22 protein-coding genes are annotated in these 24737 nt (G+C 34.2%); 5 read left to right on the plus strand and 17 right to left on the minus strand.

Going from position 1 to position 24737, the window contains the following annotated elements:
* Positions 1-4: 4 nt before the first annotated feature.
* The 4 genes from M0051_RS10840 to M0051_RS10855 are packed head-to-tail and all read left to right on the plus strand — an operon-like array spanning position 5 to position 3026.
* Complete coding sequence (locus tag M0051_RS10840) at positions 5-850, plus strand: DUF89 domain-containing protein (protein ID WP_306741555.1); 846 nt, start codon at positions 5-7, stop codon at positions 848-850.
* Between the two features lie 4 nt (positions 851-854).
* Positions 855-1730: an ATP-binding protein gene (locus tag M0051_RS10845; protein WP_306741556.1), complete on the plus strand. Its 876-nt coding sequence runs from the start codon at positions 855-857 to the stop codon at positions 1728-1730.
* On the plus strand, positions 1723-2607 hold the full coding sequence (locus tag M0051_RS10850) for a P-loop NTPase (RefSeq protein ID WP_306741557.1): 885 nt from the start codon (positions 1723-1725) through the stop codon (positions 2605-2607). Before M0051_RS10845 ends, M0051_RS10850 begins: the two co-directional genes overlap by 8 nt.
* The gene (locus M0051_RS10855) at positions 2604-3026 is read left to right on the plus strand and encodes a thioesterase family protein (protein WP_306741558.1); all 423 of its coding nucleotides are present in this window, start codon (positions 2604-2606) and stop codon (positions 3024-3026) included. The genes M0051_RS10850 and M0051_RS10855 overlap by 4 nt, the downstream gene beginning before the upstream one ends.
* A 282-nt stretch (positions 3027-3308) precedes the next feature.
* Here the strand turns inward: M0051_RS10855 and M0051_RS10860 are convergent, their stop codons facing one another.
* On the minus strand, positions 3309-4937 hold the full coding sequence (locus M0051_RS10860; RefSeq protein ID WP_306741559.1) for a SulP family inorganic anion transporter: 1629 nt from the start codon (positions 4935-4937) through the stop codon (positions 3309-3311).
* 305 nt (positions 4938-5242) lie between these two features.
* Here M0051_RS10860 and M0051_RS10865 point away from each other — a divergent pair, with 305 nt between their 5' ends.
* The gene (locus M0051_RS10865) at positions 5243-6463 is read left to right on the plus strand and encodes a threonine/serine exporter ThrE family protein (RefSeq protein WP_306741560.1); all 1221 of its coding nucleotides are present in this window, start codon (positions 5243-5245) and stop codon (positions 6461-6463) included.
* A 39-nt stretch (positions 6464-6502) separates the two neighbouring features.
* On the opposite strand, the gene M0051_RS10870 is transcribed toward M0051_RS10865, so the two are convergent.
* From M0051_RS10870 to M0051_RS10945, 16 genes are all read right to left on the minus strand, one after another.
* Positions 6503-6964 carry a nuclear transport factor 2 family protein gene (locus M0051_RS10870; protein ID WP_306741561.1) on the minus strand — a complete coding sequence of 154 codons (462 nt, stop codon included), beginning with the start codon at positions 6962-6964 and terminating at the stop codon, positions 6503-6505.
* Between the two features lie 140 nt (positions 6965-7104).
* Complete coding sequence (locus M0051_RS10875) at positions 7105-7671, minus strand: hypothetical protein (protein WP_306741562.1); 567 nt, start codon at positions 7669-7671, stop codon at positions 7105-7107.
* 106 nt (positions 7672-7777) lie between these two features.
* Positions 7778-8497, minus strand: a complete 720-nt coding sequence (locus M0051_RS10880; RefSeq protein ID WP_306741563.1) for a sulfite exporter TauE/SafE family protein — start codon at positions 8495-8497, stop codon at positions 7778-7780.
* A 3-nt stretch (positions 8498-8500) separates the two neighbouring features.
* Entirely contained in the window at positions 8501-9460 is a 960-nt protein-coding gene (locus M0051_RS10885; RefSeq protein WP_306741564.1) for a YeiH family protein, read from the minus strand.
* A 74-nt stretch (positions 9461-9534) separates the two neighbouring features.
* Positions 9535-10422, minus strand: coding sequence for a LysR substrate-binding domain-containing protein (locus M0051_RS10890; protein WP_306741565.1), 888 nt, complete (start codon positions 10420-10422; stop codon positions 9535-9537).
* A gap of 3 nt (positions 10423-10425) precedes the next feature.
* A complete protein-coding gene (locus M0051_RS10895) occupies positions 10426-11859 on the minus strand; it encodes a serine hydrolase (RefSeq protein WP_306741566.1) in 1434 nt (477 codons plus the stop codon).
* A complete protein-coding gene (locus M0051_RS10900) occupies positions 11856-12296 on the minus strand; it encodes a MarR family winged helix-turn-helix transcriptional regulator (RefSeq protein ID WP_306741567.1) in 441 nt (146 codons plus the stop codon). Before M0051_RS10900 ends, M0051_RS10895 begins: the two co-directional genes overlap by 4 nt.
* A 458-nt stretch (positions 12297-12754) precedes the next feature.
* On the minus strand, positions 12755-13780 hold the full coding sequence (locus M0051_RS10905) for an META domain-containing protein (protein WP_306741568.1): 1026 nt from the start codon (positions 13778-13780) through the stop codon (positions 12755-12757).
* A gap of 293 nt (positions 13781-14073) precedes the next feature.
* Positions 14074-15183 (minus strand): efflux RND transporter periplasmic adaptor subunit, encoded by a 1110-nt coding sequence (locus M0051_RS10910; protein WP_306741569.1) that lies wholly within the window; start codon positions 15181-15183, stop codon positions 14074-14076.
* Between the two features lie 7 nt (positions 15184-15190).
* Positions 15191-19540 (minus strand): CusA/CzcA family heavy metal efflux RND transporter, encoded by a 4350-nt coding sequence (locus M0051_RS10915; protein WP_306741570.1) that lies wholly within the window; start codon positions 19538-19540, stop codon positions 15191-15193.
* Between the two features lie 290 nt (positions 19541-19830).
* The gene (locus tag M0051_RS10920; RefSeq protein ID WP_306741571.1) at positions 19831-20457 is read right to left on the minus strand and encodes a hypothetical protein; all 627 of its coding nucleotides are present in this window, start codon (positions 20455-20457) and stop codon (positions 19831-19833) included.
* 232 nt (positions 20458-20689) lie between these two features.
* Positions 20690-21109, minus strand: a complete 420-nt coding sequence (locus M0051_RS10925) for a DUF1801 domain-containing protein (protein ID WP_306741572.1) — start codon at positions 21107-21109, stop codon at positions 20690-20692.
* 195 nt (positions 21110-21304) lie between these two features.
* Positions 21305-21769 carry a cupin domain-containing protein gene (locus M0051_RS10930; RefSeq protein ID WP_306741573.1) on the minus strand — a complete coding sequence of 155 codons (465 nt, stop codon included), beginning with the start codon at positions 21767-21769 and terminating at the stop codon, positions 21305-21307.
* Positions 21770-22040: 271 nt separating this feature from the next.
* Positions 22041-22469 (minus strand): hypothetical protein, encoded by a 429-nt coding sequence (locus M0051_RS10935; RefSeq protein WP_306741574.1) that lies wholly within the window; start codon positions 22467-22469, stop codon positions 22041-22043.
* 181 nt (positions 22470-22650) lie between these two features.
* A complete protein-coding gene (locus M0051_RS10940) occupies positions 22651-23571 on the minus strand; it encodes a DUF6268 family outer membrane beta-barrel protein (protein WP_306741575.1) in 921 nt (306 codons plus the stop codon).
* The coding region (locus M0051_RS10945; protein ID WP_306741576.1) for a fumarylacetoacetate hydrolase family protein at positions 23572-24737 on the minus strand (1166 nt) is incomplete at its 5' end. It abuts the gene before it with no gap.

Here is a 24737-nt window from a genome sequence, read left to right on the forward strand (position 1 = left end):
AAATATGAATTCAGAATGTTTAGCTTGTCAGGCTAAAACAATAAATCATATTGCAAATAAATTCGGATCAGATAAGAAAGCGACTGCTAAATTTAAAGAGGAAGCAAATTACATTGTTGCCAATAGTCAGTCGCTTCCTACTCCTTATTCTGGTTTGTTACTGCATCGTCTGGCAAAGAGAATTTTTAAGACTGAGAATTTATATGCCGACGAAAAGCTAAAGGCAAATAAACTTCTTCAACTGAATTATTCGCATTGGAAATCTCTTGTTTCAAAATCTAAAAACCCTTTGTATGTAGCAGCTAAGTTAGCTGTAATTGGCAATATTATTGATTATGGAGCTCATTCGGTTCCCGATAATATTGATTCAGAAATTAAGCATCTTTTAAAAAAGGAATTCGCATTTAATGAGAGCGAAGAAATGTTTGAGGCAATAAAAAATGCCAAAACTGTTCTTTACTTAGGCGATAACGCAGGAGAAATTGTTTTTGATAAACTTTTTATTGAGACTTTAAATCATCCCAACTTAATCTTTGTGGTAAGAGGTGAACCAATTATCAATGATGTTACTTTCGAAGATTCTCAGTTTGTAAAAATGGAGGAGGTGTGCAAGGTGATCTCCAATGGTCATGATGCCCCTTCAACGCTGTTGGAAAATTGTTCAAGCGAACTCCAAAACTTATACAAAAATGCGGATGTGGTGATATCCAAAGGACAAGGAAATTTGGAAGGTCTTCTGGATGAAAAAAGGGACAAGTTGTTTTTCATGCTAATGGCAAAATGTGATTCAATAGCAGCTAAGCTTGGAGTTAAGAAAAGAGATTTAGTGATTAAGCAAAACAAGAAATAGAATTATGAGCTATAAAATAGCCGTATGCAGTGGCAAAGGAGGAACGGGTAAAACAACCGTTGCGGTAAATCTTTTTTCAACGATACAAACGAAGTGGACAAAAAATGTACAGTTAATCGATTGTGATGTGGAAGAGCCTAACGATTTGCTATTCTTTAAGGATGCGAAAGTAATTAATCGCTCAATAGTAAATCAGCTTGTTCCTGTAATTGATGAATCGCAATGTACCTTTTGCGGCAAGTGTGAAGAGTATTGTGAATTCAATGCCATATCAATCATTCCATCGGTAAAATATGCATCAGTTGATCCCAATATGTGCCATTCTTGCGGTGCCTGTTTGCATGCTTGTAAGTTTGGAGCAATTCAGGAGCATCAGCATCCGATTGGAGAGTTAACTAGCTTTTCCAGAGGAAATCAAATGGATATTCTTGAGGGAAGTCTGAAAATTGGCTCCCCGATGCAGACAAAAATCATAAAGGATTTAAAGGCAAATGCATGTGATGAATCGGATATTTTAATTTACGATGCACCTCCTGGAACAAGTTGTCCGGTAGTAGAAACCGTTTCAGCTGCAGACTTTGTCATTTTGGTAACTGAGCCTACACCTTTTGGACTATACGATTTGCGTTTGACTGTTGATCTGATGAAGGAAATGCAGAAAGATTTTGGAATTGTTGTAAACAAAGCAGGAATGGGCGATAGAGAGGTGTATGCTTACATTAAAGAGGAAGATATTGAATTGCTGGCAGAAATTCCATTTAATCGTGAGTATGCAGGTCAATATGCACAAGGTAAACTTCTTTCTGATGTTCCACCTCTGATTGAACAGGAATATCTGAAACTGGCAATTTATCTGAAAAACAGAATGAGTCATGATTGAAATAACAATACTAAGTGGGAAAGGCGGAACGGGTAAAACTGGCATTACAGCGGCTTTTGCAAGTTTGGCAAAGAATACTGTTTTTGCTGATATCGATGTTGATGCACCAGATTTACATCTGATTTTGAAGCCGGAAATTAAGGAAGAGAATCAATTTTTGGGCGCAAGAATTGCCACAATCGATAGACAAGTTTGTACCAATTGTGGTTTGTGTAAAAAGGAATGTAGATTCGATGCAATTCACTATAGAGCAGAAGGAGGCTTGGAGGTTAATCCTTTCGAATGTGAGGGATGTCGTCTTTGTGAAAGGATCTGTCCTGTTCAGGCAATCAGTTCAGAACACAGTACCAACAATCATTGGTTCGTTTCCAATACTCGATTTGGAAGCATGTTACATGCTAAAATGGGGCCGGGAGAGGAGAACTCAGGAAAGTTGGTGACCACGGTGAGAAAAAATGCCAAGGAAAAAGCACGTGAAGAAAATGCTGATTTTCTTTTAAATGATGGCCCGCCTGGAGTTGGTTGCTCTGCAATTGCTTCGCTTACCGGCGTAGATAAGGTGATATTGGTAACTGAGCCTAGTAAATCTGGTTTTCATGATGCCGTAAGATTAATTGAATTGGTTCAGAAGTTTAATATCCCATTGTATGCCGTGATAAACAAATATGATATTAATACGGAGATAGCGAAGCAAATGGAAAGCTTCTTTCTTACACAAGGCATTCAACTTTTAGGGAAAATTCCATTTGACGAAGATATGGTGAATGCCATTGTAAATCAGAAATCAATCATTGAATATCGACCCGATTCGGAAATTGCAAGGAAGATTAAGGAAATGTGGAACAAAGTAACTGAACCAATTGAAGAAATAAAATGATAGAAGGAGAGTGTCGAATAAGACCACGATATGGAGAGGTTGATCAGATGGGATATGTGTATCATGCCAATTATGTAGATTATTGTCATTTTGCGCGAACCGAGTTGATGCGATCATTTGGGATAAATGATAAGGTGTTGGAAGAGAATGGAATTATGATGCCGGTAATCGAAATGAATCTGAAGTATAAAAAGCCGGTGGGTTACGATGATGAAGTTAGAATAATTACCAGTATTCACAACATGCCAGATACCAGAATGAAATTTGATTTTAGATTCGAGAACTCGAAAGGTGAGACAGTCTGTTTGGCTAAGACTACAGTTGTTTTTGTGGATAGTAAAAACCGAAAACCTAAAAGAGTTCCTGCCATGATAAGTGAAGCTTTACAGTCTCGAATCCTGCAAGGTCAAGACTTTTAATTGAAGAGATCAAGACCTTTTTCTAAAAACATACAGACTTGTCGAAAAAAAAGTCAAGACTTTATTTTTTTAGGTCAAGACTTTTTTAAAAAACATCTAGACTTTATTTTAAAATGTCTTGATATTATTTCTTAATAACTTGAATTCAATTAAAATATCCTTCAAAGAATTTGAAAATAGAAGTGTAGTAGCGTGATCATGTCCTTAATATTTGGCTTATTGGCATGATTAAAAAAAGCAGGATCAACTGATCCTGCTTTTTACATTAAACACCAATTGGTATTATATTTTTTCTTTAGCTCTTTTTAGTGCTTCTTCAAAGTTGTCACAAATGTCCTTCTCAGAAATATAGTCGGCAATTTCACATCTTTCCAGCTCAAGTCTTACTTCTTTATTTACGCCAGACAAAATGACCTTTGTTTTACGATCAGATAGGTTTTTAATTATTTCTGAAAAATTTCTAATCCCTGTAGCATCAATAAAAGGAACGTGTCGCATTCTGATGATTAAAACTGAGGTGGAATGCTTTAGTTCTCGTAAAGTTTCCTGATATCTTTTGGCTGCAGCAAAAAAGAAAGGACCACTAATTTCATAAATTTCTATCTCTTTTGGGATAAGGTTGTAATTCTGAATTTCATCGGTTTCTGTCTCAACAGGCATTACACCATTAATTTTTGACATGCGATACATGAAAATTAGAGCAGCCAAAACAATTCCAAATTCAATTGCTACAGTAAGGTCAACCAATACGGTTAGGAAGAATGTAGTTAGCAAAACGATGATGTCGAAGCGCGATCCTTTTAATATAGATCGGAACGAACGCCATTCGCTCATATTGTAGGAAACAACAATCAGAATACCTGCTAAACACGACATCGGAATCAATTTTGCCCACTTTCCAAATACCAACATGATTAACAGAAGTGTTAGTGCATGAATAATTCCAGCTATAGGAGTTCGTCCGCCATTTTTTACGTTGGTAGCAGTTCTCGCAATTGCACCGGTTGCAGGAATCCCACCAAAAATAGGAGAGAAGATATTGGCAATACCTTGAGCAATTAATTCGGTGTTGGAGCGATGATTTCCACCAATCATTCCATCGGCTACTACAGCTGAAAGCAAAGACTCAATTGCACCCAAAATGGCAATGGTTAAAGCAGGTTGAAAATAGTTGTGCACCAAACTCCAATCGATGTTGGGCATATCAAATGAAATGGAGTTAGGTATTTCACCATATATCGATTCTATTGTACTTACAGGCAATTCTAAAACTTGAACCAATACAGTCATTGTGATAATGGCAATAAACGATCCTGGTATTTTAGGTATCAGTTTTCCAGCATACAGACTTATTAAAATAGTTCCAATACTGATGGCAATGGCATAAACATTAAGACTATCCAAATTCGAGAAATAACACATCCATTTTTCAATAAATTCTGAAGGAACAGAATCAATCTCTAAGCCGAATGCAGCCTTAATTTGAGTAGAAAAAATTACCAAGGCAATACCAGATGTAAAACCAACAATTAAAGGATGTGGAATAAATTTTAGAACTGCACCCAAGCGAAGTAAACCAAATAGAACCAGCATAATACCTGCTAGGAATGTAGATATCATTAAGCCATCTAATCCATACTGACTTACGATACCATATACAATAACGATAAAGGCTCCTGTAGGTCCTCCAATTTGAACCCTGCTACCGCCCAAAAAAGAAATTAAAAATCCGGCAATAATTGCGGTAATCAATCCTTTTTCGGGTGAAACCCCCGAAGCAACAGCGAAAGCAATTGCCAAAGGAAGTGCAACAATACCTACAATTATACCTGCGAATAAATCTTTTTGAAAAGATTGAGAATTATAGCCTTTTAAAACTGAAAATAGTTTAGGCTTGAAGATCGATTTCATTGAAAATTGATATTAATTAAGCTGCAAAAGTAATGCTAAACAGCTCTCGTTGTTCTCTGTTATTGATAAATTTTCAGATTCGTACTTAAATTTTATTTAAGGATAAAAATATCTGTAATTATGTGGTTATTAGGTGTGATTTCTAGCCTTTTGATCTATTGTAAATTAGAAAGGGAAAAAGAGGGGCTTGTATAAATAAAAGCAAGAGTAAAATAATATGTCCATGTGAGATATATAAATAGTACTTTTGTGCGATTTTAGGTTCCAATAGCTGTAATGGTTGTTTTTAAGATTGTAAGAGAATAATGCAAATACCTCAGAAATATAAATTTATTGTGCAACTTGGGAAAGCACTACATACTTATGGCGTTCCATCGTATAAATCGCAGATATATTTAAGCGAAATTTCCGAAAAGAAGGGGATCAAAGGCAGTTTCATGGATACGCCTACCTGGATTAACTACGTATTTTACGAGGAAGATGACCATACCTACAACTATGTGGAGTGTGTACCACCAGGAGAATTAAATTTGGGAGCATTATCTAAAATCGTGGAGATCACCAATAATGTATTGTCCAATAAAATAAGCTTCGCAGAAGCCAAGCAGGCCATTGAAGATATAAAGACAGCTCCTCTGGGCTATGGTAAACTAACAGAGTTGTTTGCTTTTATGACATCTGCTGGAGCTTTTAGCATTATTCTGGATACAAGTTGGACTTCTGCACTTCTTGCATTTTTACTTGGAGCAGTGGTATATGGAATTACCTTATTTGCACAAAAATCAAGTTATGTGCGCAGTACATTAGAATCGCTTGTAGCATTTACTGTTACCATTATTACGGGTTTATTGGCCTTAAAATTCGAGCAGATTAATATCTCTATGACAATTTTGGCGTCAATTATTGTTTTTATCCCAGGATTATCGATCACAACGGCATTAGAGGAGATTACTTCCCGTAGTTTGGTTTCTGGAACCGCAAAACTCTTTGATGCATTGGTATCTTTATTCAAGCAATTTTTTGGTGTTGTTCTTGGACTTGCAGTGCTATCCAGCTTTGTGGATTTGAGTCCTAATGATGTGGTAAACGATGTTCCCAATTGGATTGATTATTTTGCAATTATCTTACTTGCTTCAAGTTTATTGCCCGTTTTTAAAGTACGTCCAAAAGACTTGTTGTTTTGTGTGATAGCAGGATTTGCAAGTTACTACACCACAACATTATTCGACTTTACAGGTATTCTGATTAGTATTTTTATCGGAACAATTGTAGCTGTAAGCTGCAGCAAACTTTTTAGCAAGATTACAAAATCACCAGAATTGGTTTATTTGGTTCCGGGTATAGTTATGCTAGTGCCAGGAAGTAAGGCGTTTATAGGATTGAGCAGTGTGTTTTTAGATGCAGGAAATACCTACAGCAATATGGGGGAACAAATCCTGTATATATTTATGGGAATTATTGGAGGCCTTATTTTCTCTGGTAGTTTTATTGATAGAAAAAACTCGTCAGTGTCGAATCAAAAATAAAAAAGGAGAAAGTTTGCGCCTTTCTCCTTCATATCAGCTTTATTCCTTTTCCGGAATCTTGTAGTAGATTTTATTTACCATCTTCCAACCATTAGGGAATTTATACAAAGAAATATAATCTACGTAAGTAAGTTTTGTGCCAACAAAAAACTGGATTTTAGCTACTGCGGCATTGCCTGTAATGTCGATGTTCTCGAATTTTACACTTACCTTTTTGTCGCCTGTTCGAGGAAATTTGCCATCAGCTTTTTTCTTTTTGGTTTTCTCTTTCCATTTATCAATTGGTAAACTCCACATGCTATTTTCTTTACCAATTCCAATTAAACGGAAGTCAGGATGGATTCCTGAATCAATCTTATCTAAATCACCTTCATTTTGAAGACCATCAACATAAGCGGTTTGAATTACATTTTTAATTGCCTCTTTTTCTTTTTTAAGATCCTGGGAAAACAATCCGGAACTTAACATTACAGCTACCAATAGAAACAAAATCTTTTTCATTTTTTTTGACGTTTTAGGATGAGTAAAATAATTGGTGAAGTTTGAATGATGGTAAATAGCAGAATCATTTTGGATTCTTAAATATAAGACAATTCAGGATTTGTTACAAAGAATTTTTTCTTAACGGTTGGCGGTAGTATTTATTTAAATTCTATCAACTGGCCATTTATTTTTGCAGTTTCAAGCTTCATTGTTTCAAAGGAAGAACCAAAACATTCCTGACATGTCTGTTGAATGAATCCAATTCTAGGTGCTAACCAAATTGTAGAACCATAATCAATTAAATCCTTATTGTGGAAATTAAATTGTAAACAGCTATCGATTTGTGTATCACCAATAGTTATTGTTGCACTTCTATTTACAAGAGTAACATAACCTGCCCCATATTTCCATGTCTCATCAATATTCGCACCTAAATCAAACTTCATTTCGTCCCTATTTTCTTTAGAAAGGGATTTCACATAGATTCGGTCATCTTGTTTTCGATAATAGGAAGTTGTTCCATAATCATTAACAAATTCATAATAATCAATTCCATTAATCTTATTTATGGCAATTATAGAGTCTTTTCCTGCTAATTCAAAATTCCATTGGTTTCCAATTTCAAGAGGAAAATAGTCTTTATCTAATTTTATTCTCGAAATATCGTCCTTTTCACAAGACATCAATACTGTAATTACCAAACTAATCACTAATAATTTTTTCATATATATTGTCTTTTATAGTTTATCTAATAGATGTTTTCAATGTGTAATGGTTGCGTTATATTACCGCCAACACTGAAATATGTACAAGAAACAGCAGAAGGATTAATTAACGAATTAACAAAAGCAAGCAAGAAATCAAAGTAAGCAGAATATTGATGGTACGAAAACTCTTGATTGGAATGATACCATTAAAATATTTGCCAACTATGGTTCCTGCTAACAGAATGGGAGAGAAGAGCAAAGATAATTTTAAGACTTGCGGAGTAAGCCAGCCAACCTGGTAGTAGCTTGCAATTGCAATTACTGCTGTTACAACACTAAACCATGCAAAGATCTCTCTAAACTGTTTGTTGTCTACATTTGCCCTGTTCAGAAAAAGGGCCAATGGGGGACCACTAATGGAGATAATTCCGGTTATTGTTCCAATAATAGCCCCAACAACTGGATACACATATGCAGGCAAAACAGCATGTCTTTTATTGCTTTTAATGAAAGACAAGAAGGTAATCACCAAAAATACCACTCCCGAAAAATGAACCAAACAATTGGTATCAACATACTTTAAAACAAGTACCCCTATAAGTGTGAAAGCCCCTCCTGATACGATTAAGGATATGGATGTTTTGTCAATTAATTGCTGGTTTTTCTTCTGTAAAATGATAAATACCGAGGCAACAAGATTACAAATCATGAGAACCGGGATGATTTCTTTTGGTTCGTACCATGTCAATAGAATGGGTAAAGAAATTAGAGCAAAACCAAAGCCACTTACTCCTTTAATTAAACTGGAAATTATTATCGTAAGAAAGATATAGATATTTGGCATGACTTAATGAATTAAAAGGAACAATGAACCTGCTGCTATCACAACCCAAAGAATAATTCCAAGAGCAAAACTTTTGACACCCGACTTTCTAATTTCACCAATACTGATATTTGAACCGATCAGGAACAAAGCAATCAACATTCCCCGTTTGCCCAACCAGCTAAAGTGTTCGTAACTTGTATGGTAGGTTGGAAATGAATTGGCGAAAACAATAGCAAGAACAAATAGCAGTATGAACCATGGAAAATGGATGGATTTCTTTTCGCCATTTCGATTCATAAATGCAACAAGTAGCGATAAAGGAATTATCCACAAAGCACGAATAAGTTTAACAGTGGTAGCAACTTGCAAGGCTTTTTCGCCATAAATAGCTCCTGCACCAACAACCGAACTGGTATCGTGAATGGCTATTGCAGCCCAATTGCCAAAGGTTTCCTGGCTAAGCCCTAACTGGTGTCCAATAATTGGAAACAGAAGCAAGGCTAAGGCATTCAGTACAAATACTACAATAAGAGCAAAGGAATTTTCGTAGTTTTTACTATTAAGAATTGGGGCAACGGCCGCTATGGCACTTCCTCCGCATATGGCTGTTCCACTGGCAATAAGCAGACTAATGTTTTTCTCCACTTTAAACAGTTTTCCCAGCAATATGCCTAGTAACATTACAACAGTTACCGAAATTGCCGTTTCAAGAAAACCATCTTTCGATGATGAGATCACGGCAGACAAACTCATACCAAAACCCATTAAAACGATAGATGCTTGTAATATTTTTGATGTGTAATGGTGTATGCTTTTATGCTTTATTCCCAGAAAGGAAAACACCAGGCCAACACAGAGTGCTATAGCCGGAGACATAAAGGGCATAAAGCACAAACAAACAATAGTTAAATAAGGCCAATTGAAATTCTTTAATTGATTTCCAATACCAATGGTACTTTTTACAGCTTTAATCGCATTCATACTAATACTTTTTTGTTTACAAAAGTATTATCGAACTATAATCAAAGCAAATATCAATTAGTTATTAAGTATAACTACAGGTTATATCCAAATAGGAAGTTTTCAAACAATTCAACTTGTCTGCTTTTGTGACCCATTTTATATGCAATTCGAAATTGACGAGGAATATGCAAGCCTGTTACCTTTATTTCCACAAGTGATTTCAGATACAATTCGGTTTTAACTGCTTGTTCTGAAACAATTGCCAGTCCATCAAAATCCAGTAAGAAGTTCTTAATCGATTCGGTACTTCCCAAGTGAATAGGCACATTAAGATCCTCAAAATCCAGATTTTGTTTCAACAAGGCTTCTCTGATTACTTCGAGTGTTCCAGATCCTTTTTCTCTCAGTACGATAGGAAACTGAAGTAAATCATTTTTGCTAATGGTTTTGCGTTTTGAATAGATGCTATTTCCACCAGTCACCAAAATCAGTTCATCATCAAGAAAGCTTTTATAACGTATTCCTGACTGAGAGGAATGATTCTCAACCAAAGCAATATCAGCCTTATTATTTAGCAAAAGCTGCTCCATGTCAAAAGAATTGCCATTGATAAGGTGAATATTCACTTTAGGATAACGCTTGTGAAAAGAGGCAATGGTTTTGGGAATAAGATATTGCGATATGGTTGAACTGGCCCCAATGATAAAATCACCCGAGATATCATGATTCAATTGACTGATTTCAAATTCAAGTTCCCGATATTGCTGTTCAATCTGCTTATACGAATTGTAAACAATCTTTCCCTTTCGGGTAAGGAAAATTCGATTCCCCTTACGCTCAAATAAATTCGTGTTAAATTTGATCTCTAATTCCTTGATATGTTTGGTTACTGCTGGCTGACTAATGTTTAAATCATTAGCAGCTTTAGAAAAACTTAGGTTTTCAGCTACAGCAATAAACACAGTATCGCGATAATCCATTTTTTAATTTTTAAGTAATTCGGTTAATTTTTCTTTTGCATTTTGATTTCCTGGGTTCAACTCTAAACTTTTTCGATAATTTTCTATGGCCATTTTTATTTGACCATCTTTCATATAGGCCTCTCCTAAAGAATCATAAGCATCATAAGATTCAGGAAAGGATAGTGTCTCAAGAGTAAATAAATCTATTGCTTTTTGATAAAAACCTCTTTTTATCATTTCATATCCTTTTGTGTTCAAATGAATTTCAGAAATTTTATATTTGGAATCTTCTATCAATATTTTGGCTTGCTCAAGATTATCATCCAAACAGATTTCAACAACCTCTTTAGTGAAAAAATAATTATCCAATTTCTGACTTGTGCCAGAAAGGGTTTTCTCTATAAAAAAACGAGCATCAAAAAAACCTTGGTCTAAATCCTTATTGGTTAAAAGCACCACGATATAATTTTGTTTTTCAAACACTCTCCATTCGGCTCCTACGCCATAATGTCCGCCACTGTGCCCATAAATGCCTGAACCTTTTGCACCAGCAAATTGCATTCCGTATCCGTACCAACCACTTTTGGGCTCCTTTTTCATTAAGTTTGTAAAGCGAGAGCTTAAAAGTTTATTGTTCTTGAATGCAATTGCAAATTTATACAAATCATCAATGGTTGAATACCCACCACCAGCCGGACCACCTTTTGCAGCACCCATAAAGATTGTTTTTTGAAGCCGATTAGGATAGATGTCTGATAATGTATAGTTTTCAGCTGCGTTTTCAATGTTGAGATCAATATCAAAATCGCCTGTATTTTCCATGGCAGCAGCTGAGAAAATATGCTTCTTAATATAATCTTCATAAGACATTTTACTAACCACTTCTATAATTCTGCCGAGCACAATATAATTGGTGTTTCTGTAGGCAAATTGCTCATTGGGTTTAAATTCTAAGGGTTCATTTTCGTATAGTTGTTCAAGGCTCTCCAAGCTTCGAAATTGGCTTTTTGAAGAATTTAAGTATTTCTTTGAGTGGAAATAATTGGGCAATCCACTTTTGTGTTTAAGCAATAGCTCAACGGTTATCGAATCCCTTGCTGTTTTATTAGCATAGTCCGGAAGAAATTTTCCGATAGGATCTTGCAATGATAATTTTCCTTCTTGAATTAGCTGAAATATGGCAACTGCTGTGAATGATTTACCAATAGAAGCATAAGAAAACTTGGTTTCTGTATTGTTTTGGACTTTAAGACCTAAATGTGAAAAGCCGTAAGCTTTTTTGAACAGAATACTGTCATTTTTGGCAATTAAAACTACACCACTTAATCCTTCTAAGGCATCTAAATAGTTGGCAATTTGATTTATTTTAGTGTCTTTTATCAAAAGTGAATTAGATTTCTCTTTTTTACAAGAACAGAATACCATTAGTATTAATAAATAGATAAGATTTTTCATTTATTAGATTTACAGTTTTGAGTAATTTTATTTAATGTCTTATACATTTGTTCCAATTCTTCATGCGAAACATTGTTTAATGCAACTTCTCGATTCCTTTGAATCATTGGCTTTAGCTTTTTTAAAATAGTTTTCCCCTTCTTAGTGATTTCCAATTTTGCTTTTCTTTTATCTTGACTATCTACAGTTTTAATCAAATAGTCTTTGCTGACCATTAATTTTACTATGCGAGTCATAGATGCATAATCTTTAAAAACCATATCAGCTACTTCGGTTTGCGTTTTATCATTGTTTTCCAGTATTAGTAGAATCAATGCTTGATCAACAGTAATATTACGCACGATTTGAGAAATATTGTGCTGACTTAATTTGCGATATGCCTTTATAGCTTCCTCAATAGAATAGAGAGCTGTGTTGGTGGGTGTTTTAAAATTCATAATTACTTGATATATCAAACAAATATATGAAAATATTTGATATATCAAGTAATTGTTGAAAAATAAACTTCAAATAAGTTTGAGAAGTAAGTTCAAAAGGGGAAGTTTGTTATTAAATTACATACCCTATAGATGAAAATACAAGAGAATAAGCTTTATAAAGAGAAGTTATTTTCAAGTTTTTCAACTCTCGAATTGAGTCCTGGATGATAACTTCTAGCATCAATCAAAAGAGTAGAAAGTAAATTCAGAAGGTCAGTGAGTGGCAAGAAAAAAAACATCGGATAAGCTGGTTTTGAGAATTATAACGCAACTTATGGAACTATAAAAATAATTATCAATAAAATTAATTAGGCCTACAAAAAAATAAAACCTTAAAAACATGTGAGCTCACATATTTTTAAGGCTTGTATCTTATTTTTTTGAACAACGATCATACCTGTTCATAACCGTCTATTTTAATCTCCTTTCAAAAAAGCCAATACTTCTTTATTTTCCTTATTAAATAAAATCAAGTTCAATCCATCTAATTTGTAATAAGTAACTTGATTAAGTGCCTTATTAAAAGATTGAGCTGTCTCCATTTTTCGACACATTTTATTTGTTGAAGCAATATTGCCTATTTTTAATTGTTTCGTAGAGACTTCTTCTATTTCTCCTGTATAGTCATTGCAACCATCATTTCCCATAATTTTCATTTCAGATAAATTAATTTCCAATCTTGGCACCGGAGCCATCCGATTGATAGGATTTTGGTTTATTCTTGTAGCTATCCATATGTCATGAAGTCTTGAATTTGGTTTATTGCGTTGTCCTCTTATAAAATCAAGAATTTTATTTCCACTTTCATCATAAAAAGCGAGTGTTTCACCTTTTATTTGATATGTTGCAATAGAATTTAAGGCTTCTATAAACTCGGGTTCTATGTTTTTGTTAATACAAGCTCTTTTTGTTCCAGCAACTGCCCCCAAGGATATTTTTGAGCTAGTCAGGAATTGTATTCGACCTCTAAAATTATTACATCCACCATTGGCAGAGACTAAATTATTGGAAAGATTAATAGTCATTGTTGGAATGGCCACCATTCTGTTTAGAGGAGTATCATGAAGTTTTATTAAAGTCCATTGACCATACAATTCTGTGCGAATATCTTTTTGTTTATCCAATACCTTTACAAGTTCATACTCTAGCGCAGAAGCATCAGCTGGAACTTTATTTTCTTTTAATTCTGTTTCTTTTACTTTTATTTTCTGGAGATAGCCTTCTTCAAACTCGAAATTTTTAATATTGGCATAGAAATTCTCCCAATTAGAATTGTCCAAATTTTCTGTCCTATTTATATTTAGACATTGCATTTTCCCTGCACCTGCAGAACATTCAGTTTTAAAGCCACCAACCCAAAATACTTTGTTCACATTTATTGAACAAGATTGTAGCACTAATGCAAATAATATTAGTGCTGAAAATAATATTCTTTGATTCATTTTTTATTGATTTTATTCGATTGAATGATGAAGAAATGTGGAATAGGTTGCGTGTATACATTCTCAAGATTTGTATTATCATGAATTCTGACCAAATGTTGATTATAGTAATACTAAGCATTAATTTTAGTTTCGCTCGTTGTCCATCTTATGGATAACGTTTCAAAAATATGGCGTCGTGTCACCCATTTCTCAGATCTTCAGTTTGTAGTTTGATCCTTTAAAATATGCCTCCAATATTTCAAAGAGTCGAAATAGGGCAGGGCATTTGCATGTTAGGCGCTACCATTTCTTCATTCTATATTAATGTTGTAGGTCCCCTTCATCAATATTTCTTCTTCAATAATTTCTAAAATTTCAATATAATCATCTGAGGTTTTTCCGGTGTTTATTTTCTTTTTCTCAAACTGATAGTTGGTTTTGCCTTCTGATTTTTTGATTAAAACGTACTGATTATCTCCAATAGTATAAACAGCGGCTTGAGAAACTACTAGCACAGAATCGGAGGATACAATAATTTCTCCATTTACCATTTGGTTGATAGCAAAAGCACTTGCTTCATCAGATATTGAAGCAAAGCAATCAATTGTATTTGAGTTTGGATTTAGCTTACCACCAATTCGTATTATCTTTGCAAGCGATTTAGATGTATTTTTATCTATTCCCCAAAATTCCACTTTTTGTCCGATTTTTATTTTCTGGTAATCTTTCTCAAATAAAGTGAGATGCAATTCGGTTTTGGTATTATCTGTGATTTCAATAATTTCAGTTTCGGTGTTTACATTTTGTCCGCTGACAACGTTTATTTCGCTTATTTGACCTGCAATAGGAGATTTAATGCTATACTCTGAAGCATATTTTCCGTTTATAATGTTTGCTGGGTTTAATCCAATATTTTGAAGCTTTGCATTTAAAGCATTGTAATTTGCCAGTTCAACTTTGTAGTTACTTTCGGCAAGTAGATATTCAGTTTCTGTTTTAATGTTTTCATCAAAAAGTTTTATTGCTTTATCGTAGTTTGATTTTAACTGTTTTATTTTAGCTGATGATGAAGCAAAAGCCTGCTGTAAATCAATCAATTCGTTTCCTCCAATCTCAAGCAAACTTTCATTTGCATTTACATATTGCCCGTCTCTTATCTGAACCGATATAATTTTCCCTGGTACAGGTACACTTATTTTAGCAATCCCATTTATTTTTGGAACAATCTTGCCTGAAAAAGCCACCTGCTCACTTATTTCAGCTTTTTCTAATTTGCCTAATACCATGTTTTCTTCCTGAAACTGAGCTTTAGAAATTTCAACAAGGTTTTCATCAGCTTGCTTTTCGTTTTTAACTTCATGTTTACATGAAACTACTGCTAAAAGGAAGAGTACATTTAAAATGATGTATAAATTTTTCATGCTACTATCAATTTGTAAAATACTTTAATTCTAAATAATTTTTATTGTAATTGAACAAGACATCGCAATAGTCCGATTCAATTTTTAATGCTGATTCTAAACTACTTGCAAAATGGAAAAAATCAATTTCTCTTAATTCATAAGCTTTTAAAGCAGTGCGTTTTATCTCAGAGGCAAGGGGTAATTCGTTTTTTTCGTATCGTTCAATCAGATTTTTACTTTGAACTAATAAAGCATGTAATTCATAAAACTTAGCTTTTACTTGTTTAGTAATACTGATTTTTTTATTCTGTTCAGCTTCAAGGTTTATTTTTGCCGACTGCAACATGCTTTTTTGACTTCCATAAAACACAGGTATTGCAATTCCTACTTCAAACCCGTGGTAAGTCTTTGCCTGATCGTAAGAGTTCGACCCCAGAAAATAATTGAATTTAAGATTAGGTAATAATTTGTTTTTTTCAACCTTAACAAGCGAAGTTGCTTTTTCTGTTTGCAAGTTATAATAGTTGAAAATCTCAAGAGAATCTGCATTGAATGTACCGTATGGGTGCAGCTCACAGCATTTTGGCAAGCTAAATTCATTGGGTGAATTCACAAGGGTTTTCAGTTTCTGAAAAGTAATATCAAGTTGATTCTGAAACTTTTCAAGCAAAACACCAATTTCATTCTGCTTCGATTTCATATTCAGGTATTCTAAATTGCTAACATCTTTCAGGTCAAGTCTTTTTTTGTATTGTAGCAATAACTTGTTGTAAATACTGTCAAGTTCACTATAAATATCAATTTTCTTTGAGATTAATGCATATTCAAAGTATCCCACAGACAGCACTTTTAGCAGTTTATTTTTTTCGAGAATGTATTGCGATTCGGCGATTAACTGTTCGGTTCGTTTTACTTTTTTTTCAGCAGAATAGAGTGTAGGGAATGCCAATTCTTGCTCAATACTCCATACTTTAAGAGGATGACCGTTTTCGGCAATGTTATTTTCGTCAGTTCCATAACTTATATACGTTTTGGGAATTGTATAAGCAGATCTTGTGAGCACTTTTGCTTGTTTTACATGCAGAGCATAGGCTTTAATTTGCTCATTGTTTTCTAAGGCAATTTGCGATAATTGCTCAAGGTTCATTACCTCCGGTGTTTGTCCAATTCCGGTAATAGAGGGTACAAATAGTAAAAATGTGATAATTGGTAAAGTTTTCGATCTTATAAATCGCAATGGAAAAAATTTAACGCCTGTAACATTATAAAATATCTCAAATAGTAATGGCAATGCAATAAGAGTAAGCATGGTGGATGTTACCAAACCACCAATTACCACAGTAGCCAATGGGCGTTGCACTTCGGCACCTGCACCTGTTGACACTGCCATTGGCAGAAAACCCATGGCTGCGGCACCAGCTGTTAACAATACTGGGCGCAACCTGTTTTTTGTTCCTGAAATAATAAGTTCACGCATCGTTTTTACGCCTTCTTTTTGTAATTCTTTAAAATGTTCGATTAATACAATTCCGTTTAACACAGCAATACCAAATAAAGCGATAAAACCAACCCCAGCCGATACGCTAAAGGGCATTCCACGAATCCATAACAACACCACGCCACCAACTGTTGCAAGCGGAATAGCAGTAAATATCATAATGGCATCTTTTAAGGATTGAAATGCAAAATGAAGGAAAATAAATATTAATAACAGGGCTACAGGAACAGCAATTACCAGTCGTCTAGAAGCATTTTTAAGATTCTCGAACTGACCTCCATATTCGATATAATTGCCAGGGATTAATTTTAGATTTGCGTTAATTTTTTGCTGAATTTCTTCGACTACAGATTGTAAATCGCGATTTCTTACATTCACACTCACAACAACCCTGCGCTGCGTATTGTCACGCGATATTTTGGCGGGTCCTTTGGTGTATTCTATTTCGGCAAATTCCGAAAGAGGGATTTGAATACCTAATGGAGTTTCTACCATTAGGTTACGAATGTCACTTATGTTCTTTCTGTTTTTATTTTGCAGGCGTACAACCAAGTCAAATCGTCTTTCGCCTTCGAAAATAACGCCTGCCGTTTTACCTCCAAAAGCTGCCGACAGGTATGTGTTTAGGGTATTGACATCCATATTGTACCGGGCAAGTTTTTGCCGGTTATAAGCAACTTTTATTTGCGGAAGTCCAGTTGTTTTTTCCAGGATTACATCACTGGCACCAGGAATATCGTCAACAATGCTTTTAATCTCATTTGCTTTTTGATTGATATATTCAAGGTTTTCGCCATAAAGTTTAATGGCAATATCAGCACGCACACCGGTAATCAGTTCATTAAAACGCATCTCAATGGGTTGTGTGAATTCATATTCAATACCTGGAATAATTTCCAAGGCCTCTTTAAATTCCCCGGCAAGTTGTTCCTTCGAGCTTGCTTTTTTCCATTGTTTCTTGGGTTTAAGTTTTATAATCATATCAATTTCTTCCATCGACATAGGGTCGGTGGGAACTTCGGCAGCCCCAATTCGGCAAACAATCTGTTCAACTTCATCCGGAAATTGATCAATCAGGATGTTTTCCATCCTTGTAGTCATATTTATGGTTTCAGAGAGTGATGTCCCGGTTTTTAAAGCTGGTTGTATCACAAAATCACCTTCGTCCAGAGTAGGAACAAACTCTCCACCAATTTTTGTAAACAGAACCCCTGTAATTATTAAAGAAATCAATGCTAGCCCAAGTACAATCCGTTTATGTCCGCACGACCATTTAATGGTTGGATAATAGAGCTCGTAAATTTTATCTAATAACCATTTCGACAAATTATTTTTAGTCATGTCCTTGGGCTTTAGGAATAATGAACAAGCCACAGGCAGCCATGTTAAACCCATAATCATGGCGCCGATAATGGCAAATGAGAATGCCAAAGCCATAGGTTGAAACATTTTTCCTTCAACCCCTTGTAAGGATAAAATTGGAATGAAAACAATAAGGATAATGATTTGACCGAAAATTGCTGATTTCATCATTTTGGATGCACCTGTTATCGAAATTTCATCTACCATATGCTTTCGTTTATCATCGGGAGCGGATCTCAATTCTTTGCTCATCAGGCTCATCCGTAATACTATAAATTCGACAATAATTACAGCTCCGTCGATGATAATTCCAAAATCCAATGCGCCAAGACTCATCAGATTGGCATCGATGCCAAAAATGTACATCATTGAAATGGTGAAAAACAATGCCAATGGAATCATCGAGGAAATTACCAATGCAGAGCGAATATTTCCTAACAGGAGAAGTACGGTGAGAAATACGATAACTGCACCCAAAACAAGATTTTCAACAACCGTTTCTGATGTTTTTGCGATTAATTCGCCGCGTTCGAGTATTGGGTTTATAAAAATGCCTTCTGGCAGGTTATTCTGAATTTCATTAACTCGTTCTTTTACTGCCTTTATTACTTCTTTAGAGTTGGCATCTTTAAGCATCATTACCTGACCAAGAATTGTTTCGCCTTTTCCGTTGGCTGTTATTGCTCCAAAACGGTTGGCATGACCAAATTGAACCGCAGCAACATCGCGGATGTAAACAGGAACGCCATCATTGATTTTTATTACAATGTTTTGGATATCTTCTATACTTTTGGCCAATCCATCGCCCCTGATAAAATAGCTTTGCTTGTTTTTTTCAATATAGGCTCCGCCACTAATATTGTTATTATTCTCCAAAGCGTTATAAACTTCCACTAAGTTTACATTCGTACTTTTTAACCATGCTGGGTTAATCGAAATTTCGTATTGCTTAAGATATCCGCCCCAACTATTGACTTCCACTACGCCATTGATTCCAGATAACCTGCGTTTTACAATCCAATCTTGAATAGTTCGAAGTTCCATAGGACTGTAATTGTCTTCATATCCTGGTTTTACATCTAAAATATATTGGTATATTTCTCCAAGTCCTGTTGAAATTGGTCCCATTTCGGGTGTGCCATAGTTTTCGGGTATTTGCCCAGCGGCACTTTTAATTTTTTCGGCAATTAATTGCCTGGGTAGGTAAGTGCCCATACTTTCATCAAAAACCACGGTTACCATTGAAATCCCGAATTTCGAGATAGAACGTATTTCCAATACGCCAGGAAGGTTTGCCATTTCCATTTCGACCGGAGCGGTTATAAATTGTTCAATTTCCTGTGTGGATAGGTTACCCGAAGTGGTGATAACCTGAACCTGGTTATTTGTAACATCCGGGACAGAACCAACGGAGATATGATAAATTGAAAATAAGCCAAACCCCGTCAGTGTTAATGTAAACAATATTACAATTAACTTATTTCTGATACTAAAATTGATAATTTTTTCGAGCATCTCTAAAATAAATTTTTATAATGAAATGTATCAATCCGATAATCAATATCTTGTCTTGCTTTTTTGCTCCTAGCAATCTTGCTATGTTTTGAGGACGCTTTATAACTGCCGCCTTATCAACTTGCACTAAAGTAAGTAGGTTAAATTTACATATTATTTTATTGTTTTGACTATTTTTTATTAAAATAAAGATAAAATGATATGGGAGAGGAGGTGCGTTAGGTTTGCTAACGGAATATTATATGTGCAGTGACGGGTTGAGAAGGTAGTTTCATGGTAAACGGTATATGTTAATTTTTCTGTCTTAACCGTTTTTTGTTTCTTTTGGAGTCAGTTTTTTTATCAACTATTACAATCATGTCAATAACCAATTTATCAGGTATTGATTCAGGAGTTATTTCTCCGTAATCAATCTGCACATGCTCTTCTCCCGAAAGTGAATTTGTATGCAAGCGCAAACCATAATTCGTATTTTCAGGATATACATATAACACATTATCAAAAAAATAATTGACTTTAAGCTTTTTGTATTTTTCTTTTACATCTTTTAAGGTACAGCCAATTCTTAAACCCTTATTCGATGTATATGATTCGCAATAAAGCTCGATGCAATTAATTGTATTTAATGTTTCTGATCGTGTAAACTTAAATACGACCTTGTTGTTTTGGTCTTTTGCAATATAAATCTGCTCGTATTTGCCATTGTTAAAGAGCCCAACAGGGATACTATCAACTTCTATAACAAAATAGTTCTGTAAGCTGGTAATTGTAGTTTCTAAATCATCACCTAACCGTACAAATCCGACTCCTTTTTTCGAAAATGTTTTCTTCCAGGAGCTATTATTCTGCTGGCCAAAAGCACAATAGGATATAATGCTGAAAATTAAAGGAACAAGTACTTTATAAAAATGTTTCATGAAGTTTTCGTGTTGATTGATGCAATTGATGAATTAATTCCAGCTTATTTTCCTGTCTAACCGTCATGCCGTTTGGCACGCCTTAATATTAATCACTTTGCCTGTTATTAATTATTCGCACTACTGGTTGATGTACTTCTATTATCAAGATTCAGAGCAAAAACTTCACCTGGCAATCCTTCAAAATATTTAAACTCTTTAAAGTTAAATCCATTATTCAAATCAATAAATTTTAAATCCCCAATGTTTCCAAATGTTTTACTCTATGGTATAGAAGAGATGCTCTTATACAATCTTTTAACTCATCTACCGGAATCTGCTGATTTAATTGAAAGACAATGGCTCGTTTTCCCTCATATTGGAATGTATGATCAAATACCAACCTAAATGTATCAACTAATCTACTGGTGCATTGAAAGTACATCTCATATTGGTTCGGAGCTCTTTCTTTCCAATCTATTCTTAGGGTGCTACCTTCTTTTGTTACAAAACTTGGTTCTCCCCATTTTAATGTTTCTTCTAGTATAGAAATTCCTGCTGTTGCCTTAGCAGTTTCAATGACTAATTCTCGAAGTGCTTGCATTTTATCCCGAACAAATTCAGGATAATTCGTAAATACAGTATCAACATCCGGACTTGTTTTGACCTTCATTTTTTCCCTAATTATCATTAACACAACATAAAAAATCCAATTCTGCATCGGGTGAATTTCCGGCTTTGTCTCCTAAAATTTCAAAATATACCTGGCATTTTCATACATGGATTGTATTAGCCTAGCAGAGTCTATTTTAACATTCTCAAAATAATGATTTTATATATCCATAATAATCAATGCACTATTTGATTTCTATAATAAATCTTTGAATTTTGATTCATGATCAACCCGCTCTCCATCATCCGTAGTGTGTTCCCCTAATGAATCCATTGTCGATTGTATACACATGTACACCATCTCTTTGTCAGAAGTATTACATAGGCTTCTAACACCTTTAGGAGCAACTCTGATAATGCTTCCTTCCTGAATAGGAAAACAATCATCATCTACTTGATAATAACCAGATCCTTTGATTATAATATAAGTTTCTTCACCTTTATAATGAATGTGGAAATATCCTAATTCTTGCTTCGGAGGTATTGTTGTAAAAGAAATTTCAGTTCCTGTTGCATTTGTTAATTCCTTTAGAAATAATTTACCTTTAATTTCTTTATTCAGTTTAGGATGAATGATTGAATAGGATTTTACATCTTCTAAACTGCCAATGTTTATTGCAGTGTAATTTTTGCTTTCTGCGATTTTCTCTGTTTTTTTCATATTCTCATTTTTTTTTAAAGCTTTCACTTGTCACAGGAGTCTGAAGTATCTATTATATAGTTTATGCGTTCTTTTCTTAATTGGATCTTCGCATTACACAAAATGGTTGATTAAAAATTGCGAGTACTGTTAAGTTACCGTCTGCTCAAAGCCGCATGTCTTATTATTTTGTTGACAGTATCAAGCTGGATATTATCTCCTATAAACTTTAACATTCTTTCAATAACGAAGCATTCTTTTGGCATGAATACTCAACAGGAACATATTGCTGTTAGGCGTAGTTTTTTATTTCACTTGTAGGTAATAATCTGGAATCTTCTAATGCCGCAGTTCGGTGCCCTACATTTTTTAGATATTCTTTATTTTGGGCAAATTCCATAAATTTCGAAACAGATTCGTGTTCAATCAATATGACAGCATCCCATGTTTCCGAGTCAGGTCCAATCAAAAATCCTTTGCTTTTTCCAAAATAAATAATCCGGCTTCCTACTCTTTCTAATTCACTTAAAGTACTTTCCATATATAATTGATAAGCGACTTCACCACTGATTTCCTTAGAGGGTTTTATCTCTTCCAGGTCGGTATAATCCGCAATTACTTTAAATTTTAGTAAGTTTAACATTACAACCCTTCCATTATTGTGAAAATTTTGATAAAACTCTTTACCTGCTTCAGGACTTACATCAATATATTTACTCATATCTAATTATATATCAAAGGTTATTTAAATTACGTCAAACCAAGGCACTATGTGGTGACTAGAATTTTATGCTTCAATTAATCAAACCATTACAATTTAAGATAAATATACAAAACTTTTAATAACAGACATTATTCAGCTTACACATATTGCTTACCAATTATTGTGATTACTTTTTTGTCTAATGTGGAATTTTAATGCTAATTCCAATTCCAATTGTTGGTGATATTTTTACCGCATTATAAACTGATTTTTCAATTTCATTAAAATGTTTATCGGTTAAAGCCTGTTCAGACATTATATTAAAACCTAATCTAGCATAAATATTAAAATGTTTCTTTATGTAATAACTTATTTGTGGTGTGAAAGTAAGATTTGTCATTGTCTGGTATGCTGGCTTAATATCCATATTGGCAATTGCTTTATCATTAAAATCTACATCAAATGCACCAATATCATAATTAACTATAAAACCAATCTCAATTTTAGCAAAGGGTTTATAAAAGACATTCAATCTGGGATACATTAGATCAATTAACCACTTGTTATTTTTAAAATAAAGAAAACCAACAGGAACTATCATCGCATCTCCCATTTCCTTAGAATATGCGGCACCAAGTCCAAATCTCAAATTATCTTCACCATTTACGTGGAATCCAATGCTTAAAGCATTTATACTTTTATAAGCGTTTGAAAAATTAAAATTTTTAAAGTCAGTTTTTATGGTCGAAAAATTCACATAGTTTATGGCCAATTGTGAATTCACTTTATAATTAAAAATAGTAGTTAATCTAATATCATGGATGTTGTCTGAAAATAAAGGAGATTCGGCATTTCTACTTTTAAAATTATTTTGATACCACTTGTGTTCTGCATTGTATATAATCCTTAAATGCTTTAATGCAATTGGTGGACCTGCCATATAAAATTTTGAAACATTCATCCTATTACTTTTAATGGCGCTCTCAGAATTACTATTATCAATTTCAATAAAATTACTGTAGCTGGCATTAAAAATATCGTCGAATGATTGAGCATAGCCCATATCTGTTACTATAACTAATATGAGTATAATAATTAATTTATAGGTTATTGTGTGCATTTAGAATTCTTTTTGCGATTGAATAGTACTATATATATGTCCCAAATTGGATATGCTTGCATCAATTGATTCACCATTTTGTAAATACTGCTCTTGTTTATATAGTTTTTTTACGTATTGATCGCGGACATACTCATTGGCATTCCACTTAACAAATTGGAAAAACACTACATATTTAATAATACTTTTTATTATAAAACCAGTCGTTGGTGGTTTAAATACTACTCCTCCAGGTGTACCAGTTAATGTTATGGTGCCTTTTTCGATGTACCCTTTAGGAAGCAACGATACCTTGCTATTGTTATATGTCCATAGCTCTTTTTTACCAAGTTGTAATGCTTCTTCAGTAATCTTAGACACATCCCATATCAAACTTTTTAGGCTATCACTCTGTGTAAGGATATGATTACGATAAAGTTGAATTACTAAATTCTTATAATAACTTTTCCAGTTTCTCGGTATAACAACAATAGAACCTACGGGGAAATATCCTTTATGACTTTTACTATCGGTAAAACCTGCTGCTAATTCGGGCTTTCCATTGTCATAAGCCCTTAGCATGCTAGCACGTTCTGAATAATCAATTGCAACCATAAACCCAAGTAGCTGACTCTTCAATTCATCGATGCTATGAGTGTCTTTAGAATACACAATAGCCATTTCCACTTCATAATCTAATAACTCATTGTCTTCGCAAGTGTTAATCATACTTACATATGAAGATAATTCAGTTATTTTGGGAAATAAGACCGGATCAATTTCAATGTTTGTTTCGTCTTTATGATCAGGGTAATTGGTTGCTACTGCAATTGTGTTAGCTACCACATCAACGGGTGGCAAAACATCTTTTGCTTTAAAAAACAGTTTCTTAATCTTGGGTAGTTCAGAAACGATATTGTCATATCCAACACTTTCAATGAATTCAAATACATCATTTGTATAATAATTAAAATGCTCACTTAAATTCAATCCTTTAATCCCTGATTTATCAATGTTAATCACCTGAATAATATGTGTTTTATTGATCTTTATTACCCTTGCTAACGAGAGAGCTATTTTGGGGTCTTTTTCTTGTGCCAACCTACAAGAAAGGCGAACGAGGTAAGTATCAATTGGTGGTATCCGAAAAGAGTTGGAAAAATCTGAAACAAAAGCTAAAAACCATC

It is taken from the genome of Marinifilum sp. D714, from assembly GCF_030851345.1.
GTDB lineage: Bacteria > Bacteroidota > Bacteroidia > Bacteroidales > Marinifilaceae > Marinifilum.